Here is a 16,899-nt window from a genome sequence, read left to right on the forward strand (position 1 = left end):
GCTTGTACGCCCGGTAACGCCTCTTGCGCCTGCACGCGTGCACCTGCTCGCGCCCTTGCCGATTTCGAGGACTGATCATGCATCAGAAATCCCGGGCCGCCCTCATCGGCGCCCTCCTGGCCGTGCCCCTCGGTGCGCTGGCCCAGCAATCCCCGCGCACGCCCGATCCTGCCGATCCGGCCGCGCCTGTCACGCCGATCGTCTACGAATCGGTCATCACGCCTCCCGCGCCGCAGGGCGGCGCGCCGACGCCGGACAAGCTCTGGCGCGCTGCGAACGAGGCCGTGGCGCCTGCCTCCAGTCAGGCGGCGCACCAGGCAGCGCCAGCGCGCCAGCCGGCTCCTGTCGATCACGGCGCACACCACCAGGCAGGGAAGCCACGATGACGACACGGTCCTCTTTCCCGCCGCTGCGCACGATCGCCGCCGTGGTCCTGGCACTGGCCTTGAGCGGATGCGCCACCTTCTCGAAGGACGGCGGCCTCGATGCGGTGTCCGCCATGACGGCCGAGCGTATCGGCCAGGACCTGCGCCTGCCGCAGGCCGCCGACACCGACCCGGCCGGCGAAGAACTCGCACGACTGGCGCACTCCCCGCTCTCGGCCGACGACGCGGTACGCATCGCGCTGCTGAACAACCGCGGCCTGCGCGCCTCGCTCGCCGCGCTCGGCGTGGCCGAAGCCGAGCTGGTGCAGGCGGGCCGGATGCGTAATCCGAGTGTCGGCTTCAGCCGTCTGTCCGGCGGCGGCGAGACCGAGATCGAACGCAGCGTCATGTTCGATCTCGTCGGCCTCCTGAGCATCCCGATCCGCCGCGACATCGAGGCGCGCCGCTTCGAAGGCGCCAAGCTGGCCGCGGCAACGAGCGCCGTCCGGCTCGCGGCCGACACCCGCAAGGCCTGGTTCAATGCCGTGGCGGCCGCGCAGTCGGCCAGCTACGCGGAGCAGGTGCGCGAAGCCGCGCAAGCGAGCGCCGAGCTGGCAGCGCGCATGGCGAAGGTCGGCAACCTGAGCGCGCTGGACCAGGCGCGCGAGCAGGCCTTTTCCGCCGAAGCGCTCACCCAGCTGGCCCGTGCCCGCCACAACGCCACCGCGGCGCGCGAACGGCTGATTCGCCTGATGGGTCTCTGGGGCAGTCAAACGGCTTTCCAGCTGCCCGCCCGCCTGCCCGAGCTGCCGAACGCGCCGCGCGAGCCGGGCAACATCGAAGCGCTGGCGATGCAGCAGCGTCTGGACGTCCAGCTGGCGAAGCGCGATGCGCAAGCCACGGCGCGCGCGCTGGGTTTGAGCCAGGCCACCGGCTTCGTCAACGTGCTCGACGCCGGCTACGCCAATTCAAGCAAATCCGGCGCGCCGCGCGAGAACGGCTACGAGATCGAGCTTGTGCTGCCGCTGTTCGACTGGGGCGGCGCGCGCACAGCAAAAGCCGAGTCGATCTACATGCAGTCCGTGCACCGTGCCGCCGATACCGCCATCACCGCACGCTCCCAGGTACGCGAAGCCTATTCCGCCTACCGCACGAGCTACGACGTGGCGCGGCACTACCGGGACGAGATCGTGCCGCTTCGTAAAAAGATCTCGGAAGAGACCCTGCTGCGCTACAACGGCATGCTCATGAGCGTGTTCGAGCTGCTGGCCGACGCCCGCGCGCAAATCAGCGGCGTGAATGCCGCCATCGAAGCGCAGCGCGATTACTGGTTCGCCGACACCGACCTGCAGGCCGCCATCAACGGCAGCGGCGGCGCGACAGCCGGCATGGCCGGCGCCCCCGCCACCGCCGCCGAAACTGCCGCCGAACATTAATCAAGGATTGCAACAATGAGTTCCCGTCGAGACTTCTTCACCGGCGCTGCCGCCCTGGTCGGCGCCGGCCTGGTCAGCCGCGCCGGCGCCGCCACCCTGCCCGAAGCGCCCCTCATGAACAGCGCAGCGACGCAGCCGCCGCCACCGCCGCCCACCGGCCGCCCCTACAACCCGGTGGTCACGCTGAACGGCTGGTCCCTGCCCTGGCGCATGAACAATGGCGTCAAGGAATTCCACCTGATCGCCGAACCGGTCGTGCGCGAGATCGCGCCCGGCATGAAAGCCAACCTGTGGGGCTACAACGGCCAGAGTCCGGGGCCGACGATCGAAGTGGTCGAGGGCGACCGCGTACGCATATTCGTGACCAACCGCCTGCCCGAGCAGACCAGCATCCACTGGCATGGCCAGCGCCTGCCGAACGGCATGGACGGCGTCACCGGCCTGAACCAGCCGCCCATCATGCCCGGCAAGACCTTCGTCTACGAGTTCGTCGCGCGCCGCCCCGGCACCTTCATGTACCACCCGCACGCGGATGAGATGGTGCAGATGGCGATGGGCATGATGGGCTTCTGGGTCACGCATCCGAAGAACCCGGCCCAGCATGCCGTGGACCGCGACTTCGTGTTCCTGCTGAACGCCTACGACATCGAGCCGGGCAGCTACACGCCGCGCGTCAACGAGATGACCGATTTTAATTTGTGGACCTTCAACAGCCGCGCCTTCCCCGGCATCGATTCGATGAACGTGCGCCAGGGCGACCGCGTGCGCATCCGCGCCGGCAACCTGACGATGACGAACCACCCGATCCACCTGCACGGCCACGAGTTCGAGGTCACCGGCACCGATGGCGGCTGGACCCGGCCGGAGTCGCGCTGGCCCGAAGTCAGCACCGACGTCGCCGTCGGCCAGATGCGCGCCATCGAGTTCGTCGCCGACGCGCCGGGCGACTGGGCCTTCCACTGCCACAAGTCGCATCACACCATGAACGCGATGGGCCACCAGGTGCCGAACATGATCGGCGTCGACCACCGTGGCGTCGCCGAGAAGATCGCCAAACTGGTGCCGGACTACATGGTCATGGGCGACAGGGGCGGCTCGATGGGCGACATGGAAATGCCGCTTCCCGACAACACGCTGCCGATGATGACCGGCCAGGGCCCCTTCGGCGGCATCGAGATGGGCGGCATGTTCACCGTCGTCAAAGTGCGCAAGGACCAGAAGCCGGGCGACTACAAAGACCCGGGCTGGTACAAGCATCCACCCGGCACCGTGGCCTACGAATGGACGGGCGCGTCCCCAAGCGCGGTGCGTCACGACAGCGTTGGCAAACCCGACGCCAAGGCGTCAATCGAGGTCACCGTTCGCAAACCAACCGGCCACAAAGGCCATCACTGAGCATTCATCCGAGGAGCCATCATGATCCGACAAATCGTTTCCCGTACCGCACTGGCCATGAGCCTGTGCATCCCGCTTGCCGCAATGGCCGCGGCGCCCGTCATCGACGTCTTCAAGAGCGAGTTCTGCGGCTGCTGCGAAGGCTGGGTGGAGCACCTGAAGGCGAACGGCTTCACGCCGCGCGTGAAAAATGTCGACGACCCGTCCGAGTACCGCAAACGCGGCGGCATCCCGGACCAGCTGGGGTCCTGCCACACGGGCATGGTCGGCGGCTATGCGATCGAAGGCCATGTGCCGGCCAGCGAGATCAAGCGCCTGCTGAAGGAAAAACCGAAGGCGAAAGGACTGGCGGTGCCGGCCATGCCGCTCGGTTCTCCGGGCATGGAAGGACCACGCAAGGATCCGTACGACGTGCTGCTGGTGCACCCGGACGGCCACACCACGGTGTACAAGCATTACAACTGAAAAGGAGCCGACATGACTACGATGTCCAGATTCGCTCTCGCCCTCGCCATGGCTGGTGCCGTGGCAGGCGCTTCCGCGCAGGAGCACGCCGGCAACGATGCCCCTGCGGTGCAGCAGGCAGCCGCGCTGGCGGTCGTCGACGGCGAAGTGAAAAAGATCGACCGGGAGACCGGCAAGATCACGCTGCGCCACGGCGAGATCGCGAACCTCAACATGGGGGCGATGACGATGGTTTTCCGCACCAGGGACAGCGCCATGCTCGACCAGATCAAGGTGGGCGACAAGGTCAGCTTTTCGGCCGATCGCGTCGATGGCGCGATTGTCGTCGTCCAGCTGCAAAAAATGCAGTAAGCGGGCAACGGGAGTGCATGGAGTGGGCCGGGCAATCCGGCTCACCCGAACAAGCAAACGGCCGGTAATGCGAGATTGATCTTTGCTCGTCTGTATGACATGATCATTTATTTACAATCGAGCAACTTTACCATTCGGTCGAATGCACACTCTTCTTGCCGCCAAGGCGTTCTTCAAGACCCAGGTCCTTCATCGGGTTGGCATATTCAACGTATTCCCGGTGCTCCTTATCGCATTGCTGCTGCAGGGCTGCGGCATTCCCGTTTCCGATAAAGAGTTCGATGAGACGGCAGAGGCAAAATATCTGCAGACGATGTTCGACAGCCTGGTCAGGCAAAACTATCCAGGCATCGAAGCGGCATTCGACCAGCGTTTGACGCAAGCGGACGCGCGCCAGGCCCTGCAGCAGATGCATGCGCTCGTGCCCAAGGAAGCCCCAGTCAAAAAGTTACCGGTACTGTGGAACTTCCAGAGCAAAGTCAGTTTTTCCGGCCAGGGAACAAGCGAGCGGACTGCGAATGTCGCTTTCGAATACGAATATCCATCCTCCAGGTGGCTGCTCGTTTCCGCCGCATTATCCGGCGAGCCGGGCAATTTTCGGATTGTTGGGTTCCATGTGGACTCGCTCGCTGCTTCACTGGCGAAAACCAATGCATTTACCCTGCAAGGCAAAACCTTCGTCCATTATGTTTTCCTGCTGATGACGCTCGTCTCGGCTGCGCTCGCGGTGTATGCACTCGTCATCTGTCTGCGCACAAAAGGACTCAAGCGTAAATGGCTCTGGGCACTTTGCACCTTGGTCACGCTCTCGGCATTCAACTTGAACTGGACGACGGGCGAATGGGCTTTTCAGGTGTTCAGACTGAACTTGCTTGGCTGGGGCGTCATGCGATCCGGATGGGTTGGCCCCTGGACGATGAGCTTCCCGATTCCGGCGGGGGCGCTTCTCTTCCTGTGGCGGCACTACAGCCGCACATCCTTGGAGGCGCCGGCCGAAACCGTGGCGCCGTCGCGTCCCTGATCGGCTTGGGCCTTTACCCAAACAAGCCATGCAAATACCACCTCGGATCCGCATCTTCCCCAGCCCCCACGATGCGCTCGCGATACACCCAGTACAGCGTATGGTCCTGCCCTTCGGCGATGAAATAATCGCGCGTCTGCGATTGGCTCCACCAGCCGGCTTCGATGCGCTCCGGCGTCGACGCCATTTTTAAAGGCGAGCCGTAAAACGGCCGGTGATTGCGCATCAATAAGGCGATCGGCTTGGCCAGGATCCAGGTCGGGCGCGGCAGGCTGTGCACGTCGGCCGGCATCTGCGCGGCGCGGACCGATTCGCGCACCTTCTGCTGCACCGGCACCCAGGTGTTGGCGACCTCGGGCCGGTAGTCGGCCTGGGGCAGCGCCTGTAACACGTTGTCAGGGCCCAGGCGCGCCACCAGCAGTTCCAGCATGCGCACCCGGTCTTCCTCGCTGCCGCCGGGTTCGGGAAACAGCGACTCGCTCGGCGGCGCCATCGGCTGCAGCTGGGCGGCTTCCAGCGCGAGGGCAATGACGGGCGCGTCGAGCACGGTTTTCGCCAGGCGTTCGCGCAGCAGGCGCACCAGGTGCTCGTCGCGCCAGGTCGGTTCGCCCAGCGCGATCTCGACCTTTGTTGCTGGGCGCGCCACCCTGCCCCGCTCGTGTTCGAGCAGCAGCGTGATGCGCTCGACGGCCAGTTGATGCGCACAGAGCCAGCCGGTCAGCTGCTGGACCAGGCGCTCGGCGCCCTGCAGGCACTCCTCGGCGTTCTCGAGGCGATCGAAGAGTTCGATTTTTGCGTGAAAAACCGTGGGCGCTTCGATCCATTCGAACAATTCCGGCAGCATGCCGTAGGCGGCATCGAGCACGTCGAGCAGCGCGCGGCCGCAGCGGCGCTGCAGGCCGGGGCGCGGCAATCGCCGCATGGCGCCGATGTCGAAGCAGCCGATGCCCTCGAACCAGCCGGCGTAGGGCCGCGCCGGCGGCGGCAGCGTGCTCGGCAGGCGGTCGAGGCGGCGTGAGAGCGATTCGATGGTGAGCACCCGGCCGGCGCGCTGGCGCGCCAGCATCCAGCTGCCGCGCGCGGTGGGGGCGCAACTGAGGTAGCCGGAGAAGCCGAGCGCGCGCAGGCTGGCGCGCACGCGCCGGCACAGGGCGCGGATGCCGCCGAACAGGCGCAGGCTGGCGCCGATGTCGATCAACAAGGTCGATTCCTCGGCCAGCGTCACTTGCGGCGTGTATTGCAGCAGCGCCATCGCCACCGCATGCAGGCTTTCCGCCTCGCGCTCGGGCGAGCGTTCGACGATGCGCGCCTCGGGCATGAGCATCAACACGCCGCCGCGGCGCATGCCGTTCTTGATGCCGGCGGCGCGCGCGAGGGGCGAGGCGGCCAGCACCCGCTCGCCCTCGAGCACGACGCAGCCGCTGTCAGTTGACCAGTTCGGGCTGAACACCTCGAGCGGTAACTTGGGCAGGTACAGGCCGATCCACAGTCGCATGGCGTTGGAGCAGAGAAGGAGTGAGTGGAAGGAACAGCGGCGCGTCGCGCTGCGGTCCCCGGCGTTTGATGAAACCGATGTCGAGGCCGCCGGCGGCGGGCCGCAGGGACAGGCGCAGCGGCGCCGGCGAGGCATCCTGGGCGCTGGCCAGCGGGCGCATCATGAAGAACAGGGTCTCTCCGCACTGGGCCGCCAGGTGCAGGCGGCGCAGGCTTTCGCCGCGCGCATGGTTGGCCCAGAACAGCAGCGCCCCGCAACTGCCGCTGCGCAGCACCTGCTCGGCCGCCCACAGGGCGTCGGCCCCGCGGTTGGCGCGCAGCCAGATGAGCTGGGACGGCGGCACGCCGAGCGCGGCCAGGGCCAGCGCCTGCGGCGGATGGGGCGGCTGCAGCAGCACGATGCGGCGCGAGGCGGCCGCGGCCAATGCGGGGCGCAGCAGGCGCATTTCTCCGATGCCGGGCTGTTGCAGCAGCAGGTCGACCAGGGTGCCGGTTGGCCAGCCGCCGCCGGGCAATTGCTTCGACAAGGCCGGATGGCCAGTGTCCACGCAACGCGTATTCGCATGCGCCAACTGGGAAGCGCGCCACAAGGACGGGTGCAAATCTTCCGGCGCAGCAAGGTGTTGTGAGCAAGACATGATGATGGGTAATGCAAAAGTACTGGATGGATATACAGTACTTGGTCGTTCAGCTTTTGGCAAGATATGTATAACTTGAAAACACCGGATTTAACCTTGTGCTTGTGTAGGCTCAAGACTGCGTCTTGAAGCGAACTCGCCTTTCCAGACCCTCCGGTCTGCATCAAAAGGTGAAATAATGGGCCTTCATTCATTATTCGCCTGACAATGACCGTTTTCTCACCTTACCCAGGACGCCGCCCATGACCACGATCCAGCTGGTCGGCGCCATCCTCTTCGCCTGCGCCCTCGTCCACACCTTCGCCGCCAAGGGTTTCGAGATCCTGGCCGACCGCCATCCGCGCCATGAAGGCCTGTTCCACCTGCTGGGCGAAGTCGAGGTCGTGTTCGGCTTCTGGGCCTTCATCCTGGTCGTGGCGATGGCCCTGATCGCGGGCAGCGACAGTGCGATCGACTATGTCGAGTCGCGCCACTACACCGAGCCCCTGTTCGTGTTCACCGTGATGGTGATCGCCGCCTCGAAGCCCATCCTCGATGCCGTGCGCGCGCTGCTGGCCACCATCGCGCGCCTGGTGCCGGTGCGCACCGAAGTCGCGCTCGCCTGGCTCGGCCTGGCCCTGGTGCCGCTCGCCGGTTCCCTGATCACGGAACCGGCCGCGATGACGCTGGCCGCCCTGATGCTCGCGCCCCAGGTCTTCCGCCCGGGCATTCCGGAGCCGCTGAAATACGGCGCGCTGGGCGTGCTGTTCGTGAACGTCTCGATCGGCGGCACCCTCACCGCCTACGCCGCGCCGCCGGTGCTGATGGTGGCCTCGACCTGGGGCTGGGACAGCGCCTACATGCTGACCCACTTCGGCTGGCGCGCGGCCCTGGCCGTGCTCATCAATGCCAGCGTCGTCACCCTGCTGCTGCGCAAGCACCTGGCGCCGCTCGCCGTCGAGGAAAGCCAGGCGGTGCCCTTCAAGGTGTCGCTGATCCACCTGGCCTTCCTGGCCGCGGTGGTGCTGCTGGCGCACCACCCGGTGCTCTTCCTTGGCCTGTTTCTCCTGTTCCTGGGCTTTACCCAGGCCTACCAGCGCCACCAGGATCCCCTGATCCTGAAGGAAGGCTTGCTGGTCGGCTTTTTCCTGGCCGGTCTCGTGGTGCTGGGCGGCATGCAGCAATGGTGGCTGCAGCCGATCGTGTCCAGCCTCGCGCCGACCGCCCTGTTCTTTGGTGCGCTCGGCCTGACCGCGATCACGGACAATGCGGCATTGACCTATCTCGGCTCGCTGATCGCCGGCCTGTCCGAGCATGCGAAATACATGCTGGTGGCGGGTGCGGTGGCCGGCGGCGGCCTGACCGTGATCGCCAACGCGCCGAATCCGGCCGGCGCCGCGCTGCTGCGCAACGGCTTCGAAGACGAATCGATCGGCGCCCTGGGCCTGCTGGGCGGCGCGCTGGGACCGACGATCGTCGCCGCTATCCTGTTCCTGATCTAGAGGAGAACATATGGACGACACCGTATTGACCGGCAAGACCGCCACCATCGAACGCTGCTGCCGGCGCGCGCGCGAAGAATACGAAAAGGACCCGACCACTTTTGTCGGCGACCTGACGCGCCAGGATGCGGCCACGCTGAACGTGATCCGCGCCTGGGAAGCGGCCGTCGAAATGGGAGATTACGTGATCGCCATGGCCGAACTGGGCGAACCTTTCGACGAACGCGAGGTCATCAGTATATTGGCGGACAATGGCTGGATCGACGCCGCCCTGGGCGAAGACCTGAAGCGCACCGGTGAATTCTGCCGCGCCGAATGGGACTACCAGGCCGCGCCGCTGCCGGCCCTGGTCACGATCATCAAGCGCGGGCTGGACGATTTCGCGGCCTACAACCAGGCCCTGCTGGCGGGCGTGGCGCAACGGCCGGACATGGGGCGGCCGGAGTAAGTAGGGTGGGCACGGAGTGCCCACGCGGTCGTACAGTCGCACACTGCAACGTCTGCAAGATTGCAAACGCTTGCAACCGAGGCGACATGTCGACCTGCATGCGTCGTACCGCGTGGGCACGGAGTGCCCACCCTACAAAAGATTGACGCATCGTTGACTGGCATTGGGCCACGGGGCCGATGAAACTGGCACGTCGTTTAACTGGAGAAGGCACATGTCGGAAGTCTTTCTGGTCATTGCACTGATTCTGTTTGGACTGGTTATCCTGCTCACCACCGCAGCCGATCGCAGGCTGCTGAACTTTGTCGATTACGACACGGCGCCGAGTACCGCGCGCATCAACCGTTACGCCGCGGCCCGCCTGTTACTCCCCGTCTGCGTGAATGCCGGCTGCGCCTGGGCCGCGGCAAGGCATCCGGAACTGACCGTGCCGCTCTTGTTCCTGACGCCGCTGTCGATCCTGGGTACGGTCATCTGGATCGGCGCCGGCGTCCAGCGCCTGCAAGCCACGTCATCCTGAGGGACGCAACATCACGAGACACCGGGCCGCTTCGAAGAGGAGCAAGGCCGGCGCATGAAACATGGAGACCACATGCAGCAGAACCTGAGCTACGTACACGGAGCACATGACCTCCCCCTGATCGGCGACACGATCGGGCCCTTCCTGTCGAAGATCGTGCGGCAGTACGGCGACAACGAGGCACTGGTCGTGCCGCACCAGGACGTGCGCTGGACCTATACGGAATTCGATGCGCGCGTGAGCCGGCTGGCGGCGGGCCTGCTCGCGCTGGGCCTGCAGCCGGGCGACCGCATCGGCATCTGGTCGCAGAACTGCGCCGAATGGGTGCTGGTGCAATTTGCCACCGCGCGCGCCGGCCTGGTGATGGTCAACATCAATCCGGCCTACCGCCGCTCCGAACTCGAATACGTGCTCGACAAGGTGCAGTGCGCGGCTTTGATCCTGTCGCCCGCCTTCAAGTCGAGCGACTACCTGGCGATCCTGGGCGACGTGGTGCCGGAGCTGCGCAATAGCGAGCCAGGCAAGCTGCAATCGGCACGCCTGCCGCACCTGCGCCACGTGATCCGGCTCGGTGCCGAGAAGACGCCGGGCATGTTCAACTTCGACGACGTGCTGGTCCCAAGCGGCGACGGGCGCCTGGACGACCTGGCGCGCATCGAAGCGCAATTGCAGTTCGACGAACCGGTCAACATCCAGTTCACCTCGGGCACGACCGGTGCCCCGAAAGGCGCGACGCTGACCCACCACAATATCCTGAACAACGGCTTCTTCGTCGGCGAGGCGATGAAGCTGACGAGCCGCGACCGGCTCTGCATCCCGGTCCCGCTGTATCACTGCTTCGGCATGGTGCTCGGCAACCTGGCCTGTGTGACGCATGGCGCGACCATGGTCTTCCCGGGCGAAAGTTTCGAGCCGCAATCGGTGCTGGCCACCGTGCAGGCCGAACGCTGCACCGGCCTGCATGGCGTGCCGACCATGTTCATCACCCTGCTCGACCATCCGGATTTCGCCCAGTACGATTTGTCGACGCTGCGAACGGGCATCATGGCCGGCTCGCCCTGCCCGGCCGAAGTGATGAGCCGCGTGATCAGCAAGATGCACCTGGGCGAGATCACGATCGCCTACGGCATGACGGAAACCTCGCCGGTGAGTTTCCAGAGTTCGACCGACGACCCGGTGCCGCTGCGCGTGGCCACCATCGGCCGTGTGCATCCGCACCTGGAAGTGAAAATCGTCGATGCCGACGGCAAGATCGTGCCGCGCGGCGTGAAAGGAGAATTGCTCACGCGCGGCTATTCCGTGATGCTCGGTTACTGGGGCGACGAAGAGAAAACCCGCGAGACGATCGACGCCGCGCGCTGGATGCATACGGGCGACCTGGCCGTGATCGACGAACAGGGTTTCGCCACCATCGTCGGCCGCGCCAAGGACATGGTCATTCGCGGCGGCGAAAACATCTATCCGCGCGAGATCGAGGAATTCCTGTACAAGCACCCGAAAATCCTCGACGTCCAGTGCGTGGGCGTGCCGGATGCGAAGTATGGCGAGGAGCTGTGCGCCTGCATCGTGCTGCGGCCGGGCATGGAAGCGAACGAGGACGAGATCCGCGATTTCTGCAAGGGACAGATCGCGCATTACAAGGTGCCGCGCCATATCCGTTTCGTTGCCGGTTTTCCGATGACGGTGACGGGCAAGATACAGAAGTATCTGTTGCGGCAGCAGGTGACGACGGAGCTGGGATTGGCGGAATAAAACGTGCGGCGGATGTGGAGACAGGCCGTGTAAGATCGGCCATCTCATCCATCCTCGTTCACCATGACCGCTCCCACTTCCCTGCGCCACGTCGTCCTGTTCGCCTTCAAGGACGAAGCCACCGCCGAACAGATCGAGTCCGTCGTTCGCGATTTCTCCGCTCTGCCCCAAGCCATTCCCGGCATCGTTTCCTACGAATGGGGGACGAACGTCAGCCCGGAAGGCCTGAACGACAGCTTCACGCACTGCTTCACGCTGACCTTCGCGCGCAACGAAGACCGCGACGTCTACCTGGACCATCCGGCGCACACGGCTTTCGTGTCCACACTGGGCGCCTGCCTCGCGCGTTCGCTGGTGGTCGATTACTGGGCGAAGTAAGCACGCCGTTCACACGCGCGCATTCCCCTGCCCCGCACGAAACTGCTTGCGGTAATCGGACGGCGAAGTATGCAGGTTGGCCCGAAAATGCTGGCGTAGCGACAGCGCGGTGCCGAAGCCGGCCTCGCCCGCCACGACCTCGATCGCCGCGTTCGTGCACTCCAGCATGCGCTGGGCCTGGGCCAGGCGCTGGCTGAGCAGCCATTGCTTGAACGAAGTGCCCGTCGCCTGGCGGAAGTGACGCGTGAAATTACGCCGGCTCATGGCGGCGCGTTCGGCCAGCGCATCGATGCTGTGTGGCTGGGCCAGGTGGTGCAGCACCCAGTTCAGCACTTCCGCAAAACGTCCTTCGCTCGGCGTCGAGGGCAGCGGCTGCTCGATGAACTGGGCCTGGCCGCCCTGGCGATGCGGCGCGATCAATAGCCGCCGCGCCACGCGGTTGGCCAGCTCGGCCCCGCGCAGTTCGCGCAGCAGGTGCAGGCAACAATCCAGCCCCGCCGCCATCCCGCCCGAAGTCAGCACCTTGCCCTCGTCCACGTACAGCACCTCGCGGTCGACCTTCACCTTCGGATAGAACCTGGCAAGCACGTGCGCCAGTTCCCAATGCGTCGTCGCGCGCTTGCCGTCCAGCAGCCCGGCCTGCGCCACCGGAAAGGCGCCCAGGCACAGGCCCACCATGCGCGCGCCGCGTGCATGGGCACGCTGCAAATGGGCGATCAGTTCGGGCGGCGCGCGCCGGCAGTCCTCATGCCAGGCCGGCATGAGGACGATGTCGGCCTCGTCGATGGCGGACAGGTCGCGCTCGACCGCAATCGCAAAGCCAGCGGAGGTGCGCAAGGGCTTGCCTTCAGCCGCGCAGACCACGACCTCGAAGGGCGGCGGGCCGTCGTCGACGCTCGTGCCGAAGACCAGGCAGGGAACGGACAGGTGAAATGGCGTCATGCCCTCGAAGGCGATGACGGCGATGCGCTGGGCGGGTTGATCCATGGCCCGATTATATCGAACATTGACCATCGGGCCACTGTTGCCGATGAGCTGTCGGGCAGAAAATGATTCCACTTTCACCACAGAGGACATCATCATGACGCACGCATCCACGGTTGGCTTCCAGCTGATCCGCAACGCCACCATCAAGCTCAGCTTCGGCGACACCACCTTCCTGGTCGACCCGATGCTGGCGCCGAAGGACAGCTTCCCCGGCTTCCCGGGCACGGTCAACAGCCACCTGCGCAACCCGACGGTCGAGCTGCCGCTGTCCACCGCGGACATCGTCCAGGCCGACGCCGTGATCGTCACCCACATCCACCCGGACCACTGGGATGCGGCGGCAATCGCCGCGCTGCCCAAGGACATTCCCCTGTTCGCGCAAAATGCCAACGATGCCGCCGACATCCGCAACAGCGGTTTTACCGACGTGCGCGTGATCGGCGCCGGCACTGAATTCCAGGGTGTACGCCTGAGTCCGGTAAAGGGACAGCACGGCAGCGAGACCCACATGGCCATGGTCGGCAGTTTCCTGGGCGAGACGGTCGGCGTCGTGCTGCAGCGACCAGGCCATCGGACGGTCTACATCGCCGGCGACACGGTCTGGACGCCGGACGTGGACGCCGCCATCGCCGACTACCAGCCCGGGCTCATCGTCCTCAATACGGGCTACGCCCAGATCGCCGGCTTCGAAGGATCGATCATCATGGGCAAGGAAGATCTCGGCCGCGCATACCGGGCGGCGCCGGGCGCCACCGTGATCGGCGTCCACATGGAAGCTTTCAACCACATGATGCAGTCGCGCCGCGAGCTGCTGGATTACGTCGCCGAGCAAGGCCTGGATGCGGCGCGGGTGCTGGTGCCGGAGGATGGGCAGGCATACCGGTTCTGATGCGTAAAGATGGATCTTAAGGCAACATGTTTACGGGCAACAAAAGGCAGTTAGCGAGAATTACATATTTCTTCTAGACATCTTTCTCCTGGCCTGAGAAGATAATGAAATTCTTTCAAGCTGTTTTCCTGTTCCGGATCATTCGCCTCGTCAATACGCGATACTCGTGACCACCACTCCATCCCCTACCGAATCCGACGTCTCCATTGCGCGTGCAACGGGCTTTTCGGAATGCGCGATTGCGCTTCGGCGTGCACTGAGCACCACGCCGATCGGATGGCTGCTGGCCGTCTGGTTCTGCTGGGGCCGTGTCCCCACCCAATCCATCGTGCTGTGGCTGGCAGCCGCCTTCACGGTCTGGGCCGGCAGCCTGTGGGTGCTGCAGCGCATGATCGTCAGCGGTTCGCAACTGCCGATCCATCGTCCCCAGCTGCGCTGGATCGCCGGACTGGACGGTTTTGGATGGGGTGTACTCACCTGGTTCCTGATCGGGTACGACCCTGTACTCGACGCGACCCTGATGGCGCTGCTGTGCGGCGTCACCTCCGTCAATGCACAGGTCTATGGGACCTACGTGGTCGCCTATTACGGGCAGATCGGCATCCTGTGGGTCGTATCGGTTATCGGACTATTGCACGGCCTCGACAGCCAGCGGGCGCTCGATTATGTTATCGGCCTGGGCGTTTTCATCGGGCTCACCGCCTACTACACGGGTGCGATCTCGAAACGCCTGCTGGAAGGCATCCGCCTGCAGCATGCGAATTCCTCGCTCGCGGCACAATTGCGTACGGCGCTGCAGAAGGTCGAGCTCGATGCCGCCACCGACGCGCTGACCGGGCACTGGAACCGCCGCGCGCTCGACGACGTCCTCAAGCAGCAGGTGGAGCGGCATACCGCCTCCGGCAAGCCTTTCTCGATCCTGATGCTCGACATCGACTTCTTCAAGAACATCAACGATGAATTCGGCCACATGGTGGGCGACGACGTCTTGCGCGCCTTTGCGCAAAGGCTGAGGGAATTCCTCCGTTCGGCCGATTTTTGCGCGCGCTTCGGCGGAGAGGAATTCGTCGTCGTCCTGCCGGAAACCTCCCTGGCCACGGCCTTGGAAGTCGGCGAGCGGATTCGCAAGGGTGTTGCCCAATCGCCCCTGCTGAACAAGCCACGCATACAGGCAACCGTGTCCATCGGTGTCGCCACAATGGAAAAAGGGCAAAGCATCCATGCGCTGTTTGCCGCAGCCGATGCCGCCGTCTACCTTGCCAAGAACGAAGGGCGCAACCAGGTGCGCTCGCATACGCCCATGCCCGTATGCGCCGATAGCGTATAAGCCTGCGCGCCCCTTTCGGCATCCCTGGCCGGAAGCTGCACTTCCACTGATGCCGGACAAGCTCCTCCGAATTGAGCGGCCGGTTCATCGAAAAAAATCCTTCTTCGCTGTCGAATCGCAGCCACCCCGTTCGTCGTACCATCAGAGGGTCGTCCTCTGCCTTTGCCTTTGTAAAAGAAAAGGAAACGATCATGTCCACGAACACAGTCGAATTGCACCGCGTCCTGAAATCCACGTCCGACCGCGTCTACCGCGCCTTCACCACGCCCGGCGCCTTCGCCAAATGGCTGCCGCCGCACGGCTTCATCGGCACCGTGCACGAATTCGATGCCCGGGTCGGCGGACGCTACCGGATGTCGTTCACGAACTTCACCACCGGCCACAGCCATGCATTCGGCGGCGAATACCTGGAACTGGAACCGGGCCGGCGCCTGCGCTACACGGCCGAGTTCGACGACCCGAACCTGCCCGGCCGCATGCAGACCACGGTGACGCTGCGCGAGGTATTCTGCGGCGTCGAACTGAAAATCAGGCAGGAAGGCATTCCATCGATGATCCCAACCGAGGCCTGCTATCTCGGCTGGCAGGAGTCGCTGGAATTGCTGGCGAAACTGGTGGAAGCGGAAATCAAGGACTAATCCAACGCGAAGGAGAACAAGATGGTCAGCAAGAACACGATTTGCCTCTGGTTCAACGGCACGGCCCAGGATGCCGCCGAGTTTTATGCGAAAACCTTTCCTGACAGCGCAGTCAAAGCCGTGCACCGCGCCCCCGGCGACTATCCGGCCGGCAAAGAGGGCGACATCCTGACGGTCGAGTTCACGGTGATGGGCATCCCCTGCCTCGGCCTGAACGGCGGCCCGGCCTTCACCCACAGCGAGGCCTTCTCGTTCCAGGTCGCGACCGACGACCAGGAAGAAACCGACCGCCTCTGGAACGCGATCGTCGGCAATGGCGGCCAGGAAAGCGAATGCGGCTGGTGCAAGGACAAGTGGGGCCTGTCCTGGCAGATCACGCCGCGCGTGCTCACCGATGCCATCGCCAACCCGAACCCGGCGGTGGCCAAGCGCGCCTTCGACGCGATGATGACGATGCGCAAGATCGACGTTGCCAGGATCGAGGCGGCGGTGCGCGGCTGAGTCCTCTTCTCAGTGGTGAGACCGGCTACCCCGGGCAGGTGTAGCCGGTCAGGCATTGCAATTCTCGTTTTGGCAAGCATATGGGGACGGACGGCGGCCGCTTGCGCCCGCCGCGTGCGCGCATGCCCCGTGATCGAACTGGTATCATTCGCGTTTGTCCGGACCCCGGCCCCGACGCTGTCTGACAGCGCGGCCTGTCCTCACCTTACAGAACATCAAGAATGAGCACACCGACCCAACTGCCCTCTTTCTGGAGCCGGCTCTCCCTCGCCTTCGGCACCTTCTTCAAGACCATCGGCGACGCCGAATTCGCCGCGCGCGTGCGTGACGACCAGGTCGGCCCTGTCGCCGCACCGGCGCCTGCGCCAGCACCTGCGCCTGTCCCGGCCGCCGCGCCCGCCCCGGTTCCCGTCCAGCTGCGCGAAGCCACGCCCGACGCCGCCCTGCAGCTGCTGACCCTGCTGCAGCGCGAAGCGCGCCTGATCGACTTCGCCCACGAGAACCTGGCCGCCTACGCCGACGCCGACATCGGCGCCGCCGCCCGCGTCGTGCACGAAGGCTGCGCGCGCGTGCTGAAGGACCACTTCACGATCGCACCCGTACGCGCCGAGGCCGAAGGATCGCGCGTCACGCTCGAAGAAGGCTTCGATGCCGCCAGCGTGCGCCTGACCGGCAACGTGGTCGGCAAGGCGCCGTTCAAGGGCACGTTGTCGCACCGCGGCTGGAAGGCGACGGATGTGCGCCTGCCGCAGCTGGCCAAGGAACATGACGCCAGCGTGCTGGCGCCGGCGGAGGTGGAGCTGTGAGCGCGCC

Annotated in this window: 19 protein-coding genes; 16 read left to right on the top strand and 3 right to left on the bottom strand. The window is 65.1% G+C overall.

Going from position 1 to position 16,899, the window contains the following annotated elements; all coding sequences use genetic code 11:
* Window positions 1–77: 77 nt before the first annotated feature.
* From ACFPQ5_RS15805 to ACFPQ5_RS15830, 6 genes are all read left to right on the top strand, one after another.
* The gene (locus ACFPQ5_RS15805; RefSeq protein ID WP_379757557.1) at window positions 78–386 is read left to right on the top strand and encodes a hypothetical protein; all 309 of its coding nucleotides are present in this window, start codon (window positions 78–80) and stop codon (window positions 384–386) included.
* Window positions 383–1,801 (top strand): TolC family protein, encoded by a 1,419-nt coding sequence (locus tag ACFPQ5_RS15810; protein WP_379757560.1) that lies wholly within the window; start codon window positions 383–385, stop codon window positions 1,799–1,801. The genes ACFPQ5_RS15805 and ACFPQ5_RS15810 overlap by 4 nt, the downstream gene beginning before the upstream one ends.
* Window positions 1,802–1,816: 15 nt before the next feature.
* On the top strand, window positions 1,817–3,196 hold the full coding sequence (locus ACFPQ5_RS15815) for a multicopper oxidase family protein (protein WP_379757563.1): 1,380 nt from the start codon (window positions 1,817–1,819) through the stop codon (window positions 3,194–3,196).
* 21 nt (window positions 3,197–3,217) lie between these two features.
* On the top strand, window positions 3,218–3,661 hold the full coding sequence (locus ACFPQ5_RS15820) for a DUF411 domain-containing protein (protein WP_379757566.1): 444 nt from the start codon (window positions 3,218–3,220) through the stop codon (window positions 3,659–3,661).
* A 12-nt stretch (window positions 3,662–3,673) separates the two neighbouring features.
* Entirely contained in the window at window positions 3,674–4,012 is a 339-nt protein-coding gene (locus ACFPQ5_RS15825) for a copper-binding protein (RefSeq protein WP_379757570.1), read from the top strand.
* 142 nt (window positions 4,013–4,154) lie between these two features.
* The gene (locus ACFPQ5_RS15830) at window positions 4,155–5,033 is read left to right on the top strand and encodes a hypothetical protein (protein WP_379757573.1); all 879 of its coding nucleotides are present in this window, start codon (window positions 4,155–4,157) and stop codon (window positions 5,031–5,033) included.
* Window positions 5,034–5,046: 13 nt separating this feature from the next.
* Here the strand turns inward: ACFPQ5_RS15830 and ACFPQ5_RS15835 are convergent, their stop codons facing one another.
* Together ACFPQ5_RS15835 and imuA are read right to left on the bottom strand one after the other, a co-directional pair.
* On the bottom strand, window positions 5,047–6,528 hold the full coding sequence (locus ACFPQ5_RS15835; protein WP_379757576.1) for a Y-family DNA polymerase: 1,482 nt from the start codon (window positions 6,526–6,528) through the stop codon (window positions 5,047–5,049).
* The gene (gene imuA, locus ACFPQ5_RS15840; protein ID WP_379757579.1) at window positions 6,458–7,165 is read right to left on the bottom strand and encodes a translesion DNA synthesis-associated protein ImuA; all 708 of its coding nucleotides are present in this window, start codon (window positions 7,163–7,165) and stop codon (window positions 6,458–6,460) included. The genes ACFPQ5_RS15835 and imuA overlap by 71 nt, the downstream gene beginning before the upstream one ends.
* 242 nt (window positions 7,166–7,407) lie before the next feature.
* Between imuA and ACFPQ5_RS15845 the strand changes: the two genes are divergently transcribed.
* The 5 genes from ACFPQ5_RS15845 to ACFPQ5_RS15865 all read left to right on the top strand — a co-directional run bounded on the left by ACFPQ5_RS15845 (window position 7,408) and on the right by ACFPQ5_RS15865 (window position 11,744).
* Complete coding sequence (locus ACFPQ5_RS15845; protein ID WP_379757582.1) at window positions 7,408–8,646, top strand: putative Na+/H+ antiporter; 1,239 nt, start codon at window positions 7,408–7,410, stop codon at window positions 8,644–8,646.
* 10 nt (window positions 8,647–8,656) lie between these two features.
* On the top strand, window positions 8,657–9,094 hold the full coding sequence (hepT, locus tag ACFPQ5_RS15850) for a type VII toxin-antitoxin system HepT family RNase toxin (protein WP_379757585.1): 438 nt from the start codon (window positions 8,657–8,659) through the stop codon (window positions 9,092–9,094).
* Between the two features lie 214 nt (window positions 9,095–9,308).
* Complete coding sequence (locus tag ACFPQ5_RS15855) at window positions 9,309–9,614, top strand: hypothetical protein (protein ID WP_379757588.1); 306 nt, start codon at window positions 9,309–9,311, stop codon at window positions 9,612–9,614.
* A gap of 72 nt (window positions 9,615–9,686) precedes the next feature.
* Window positions 9,687–11,366 carry an AMP-binding protein gene (locus tag ACFPQ5_RS15860; RefSeq protein WP_379757591.1) on the top strand — a complete coding sequence of 560 codons (1,680 nt, stop codon included), beginning with the start codon at window positions 9,687–9,689 and terminating at the stop codon, window positions 11,364–11,366.
* 63 nt (window positions 11,367–11,429) lie between these two features.
* Entirely contained in the window at window positions 11,430–11,744 is a 315-nt protein-coding gene (locus tag ACFPQ5_RS15865; protein WP_379757594.1) for a Dabb family protein, read from the top strand.
* Window positions 11,745–11,753: 9 nt separating this feature from the next.
* On the opposite strand, the gene ACFPQ5_RS15870 is transcribed toward ACFPQ5_RS15865, so the two are convergent.
* Complete coding sequence (locus ACFPQ5_RS15870; protein WP_379757597.1) at window positions 11,754–12,731, bottom strand: GlxA family transcriptional regulator; 978 nt, start codon at window positions 12,729–12,731, stop codon at window positions 11,754–11,756.
* A gap of 94 nt (window positions 12,732–12,825) precedes the next feature.
* Here ACFPQ5_RS15870 and ACFPQ5_RS15875 point away from each other — a divergent pair, with 94 nt between their 5' ends.
* The 5 genes from ACFPQ5_RS15875 (at window position 12,826) to ACFPQ5_RS15895 (ending at window position 16,892) form a co-directional block, all read left to right on the top strand.
* A complete protein-coding gene (locus ACFPQ5_RS15875) occupies window positions 12,826–13,620 on the top strand; it encodes an MBL fold metallo-hydrolase (RefSeq protein ID WP_379757600.1) in 795 nt (264 codons plus the stop codon).
* Window positions 13,621–13,786: 166 nt separating this feature from the next.
* Entirely contained in the window at window positions 13,787–14,947 is a 1,161-nt protein-coding gene (locus tag ACFPQ5_RS15880) for a GGDEF domain-containing protein (protein ID WP_379757605.1), read from the top strand.
* A gap of 191 nt (window positions 14,948–15,138) precedes the next feature.
* The gene (locus ACFPQ5_RS15885) at window positions 15,139–15,585 is read left to right on the top strand and encodes an SRPBCC family protein (protein WP_379757608.1); all 447 of its coding nucleotides are present in this window, start codon (window positions 15,139–15,141) and stop codon (window positions 15,583–15,585) included.
* A 21-nt stretch (window positions 15,586–15,606) separates the two neighbouring features.
* The gene (locus ACFPQ5_RS15890) at window positions 15,607–16,086 is read left to right on the top strand and encodes a VOC family protein (RefSeq protein WP_379757611.1); all 480 of its coding nucleotides are present in this window, start codon (window positions 15,607–15,609) and stop codon (window positions 16,084–16,086) included.
* 221 nt (window positions 16,087–16,307) lie between these two features.
* Window positions 16,308–16,892, top strand: a complete 585-nt coding sequence (locus tag ACFPQ5_RS15895) for a DUF2760 domain-containing protein (protein WP_379757614.1) — start codon at window positions 16,308–16,310, stop codon at window positions 16,890–16,892.
* Window positions 16,893–16,899: the final 7 nt, after the last annotated feature.

Origin of the sequence: Massilia suwonensis (assembly GCF_042655665.1) — a bacterium.
Lineage (GTDB): Bacteria > Pseudomonadota > Gammaproteobacteria > Burkholderiales > Burkholderiaceae_D > Telluria > Telluria suwonensis.

What these genes read in the sequence shown, in the direction of transcription:
- ACFPQ5_RS15820 (WP_379757566.1), top strand. Translation starts at nt 3,218, where the DNA reads ATGATCCGACAAATCGTTTCCCGTACCGCACTGGCCATGAGCCTGTGC.
- ACFPQ5_RS15855 (WP_379757588.1), top strand. Translation starts at nt 9,309, where the DNA reads ATGTCGGAAGTCTTTCTGGTCATTGCACTGATTCTGTTTGGACTGGTT.
- ACFPQ5_RS15865 (WP_379757594.1), top strand. Translation starts at nt 11,430, where the DNA reads ATGACCGCTCCCACTTCCCTGCGCCACGTCGTCCTGTTCGCCTTCAAG.
- ACFPQ5_RS15825 (WP_379757570.1), top strand. Translation starts at nt 3,674, where the DNA reads ATGACTACGATGTCCAGATTCGCTCTCGCCCTCGCCATGGCTGGTGCC.
- ACFPQ5_RS15805 (WP_379757557.1), top strand. Translation starts at nt 78, where the DNA reads ATGCATCAGAAATCCCGGGCCGCCCTCATCGGCGCCCTCCTGGCCGTG.
- ACFPQ5_RS15885 (WP_379757608.1), top strand. Translation starts at nt 15,139, where the DNA reads ATGTCCACGAACACAGTCGAATTGCACCGCGTCCTGAAATCCACGTCC.
- ACFPQ5_RS15810 (WP_379757560.1), top strand. Translation starts at nt 383, where the DNA reads ATGACGACACGGTCCTCTTTCCCGCCGCTGCGCACGATCGCCGCCGTG.
- ACFPQ5_RS15860 (WP_379757591.1), top strand. Translation starts at nt 9,687, where the DNA reads ATGCAGCAGAACCTGAGCTACGTACACGGAGCACATGACCTCCCCCTG.
- ACFPQ5_RS15875 (WP_379757600.1), top strand. Translation starts at nt 12,826, where the DNA reads ATGACGCACGCATCCACGGTTGGCTTCCAGCTGATCCGCAACGCCACC.
- ACFPQ5_RS15870 (WP_379757597.1), bottom strand. Translation starts at nt 12,731, where the DNA reads ATGGATCAACCCGCCCAGCGCATCGCCGTCATCGCCTTCGAGGGCATG.
- ACFPQ5_RS15835 (WP_379757576.1), bottom strand. Translation starts at nt 6,528, where the DNA reads ATGCGACTGTGGATCGGCCTGTACCTGCCCAAGTTACCGCTCGAGGTG.
- ACFPQ5_RS15895 (WP_379757614.1), top strand. Translation starts at nt 16,308, where the DNA reads ATGAGCACACCGACCCAACTGCCCTCTTTCTGGAGCCGGCTCTCCCTC.
- ACFPQ5_RS15830 (WP_379757573.1), top strand. Translation starts at nt 4,155, where the DNA reads ATGCACACTCTTCTTGCCGCCAAGGCGTTCTTCAAGACCCAGGTCCTT.
- ACFPQ5_RS15890 (WP_379757611.1), top strand. Translation starts at nt 15,607, where the DNA reads ATGGTCAGCAAGAACACGATTTGCCTCTGGTTCAACGGCACGGCCCAG.
- ACFPQ5_RS15815 (WP_379757563.1), top strand. Translation starts at nt 1,817, where the DNA reads ATGAGTTCCCGTCGAGACTTCTTCACCGGCGCTGCCGCCCTGGTCGGC.
- ACFPQ5_RS15845 (WP_379757582.1), top strand. Translation starts at nt 7,408, where the DNA reads ATGACCACGATCCAGCTGGTCGGCGCCATCCTCTTCGCCTGCGCCCTC.
- hepT (WP_379757585.1), top strand. Translation starts at nt 8,657, where the DNA reads ATGGACGACACCGTATTGACCGGCAAGACCGCCACCATCGAACGCTGC.
- imuA (WP_379757579.1), bottom strand. Translation starts at nt 7,165, where the DNA reads ATGTCTTGCTCACAACACCTTGCTGCGCCGGAAGATTTGCACCCGTCC.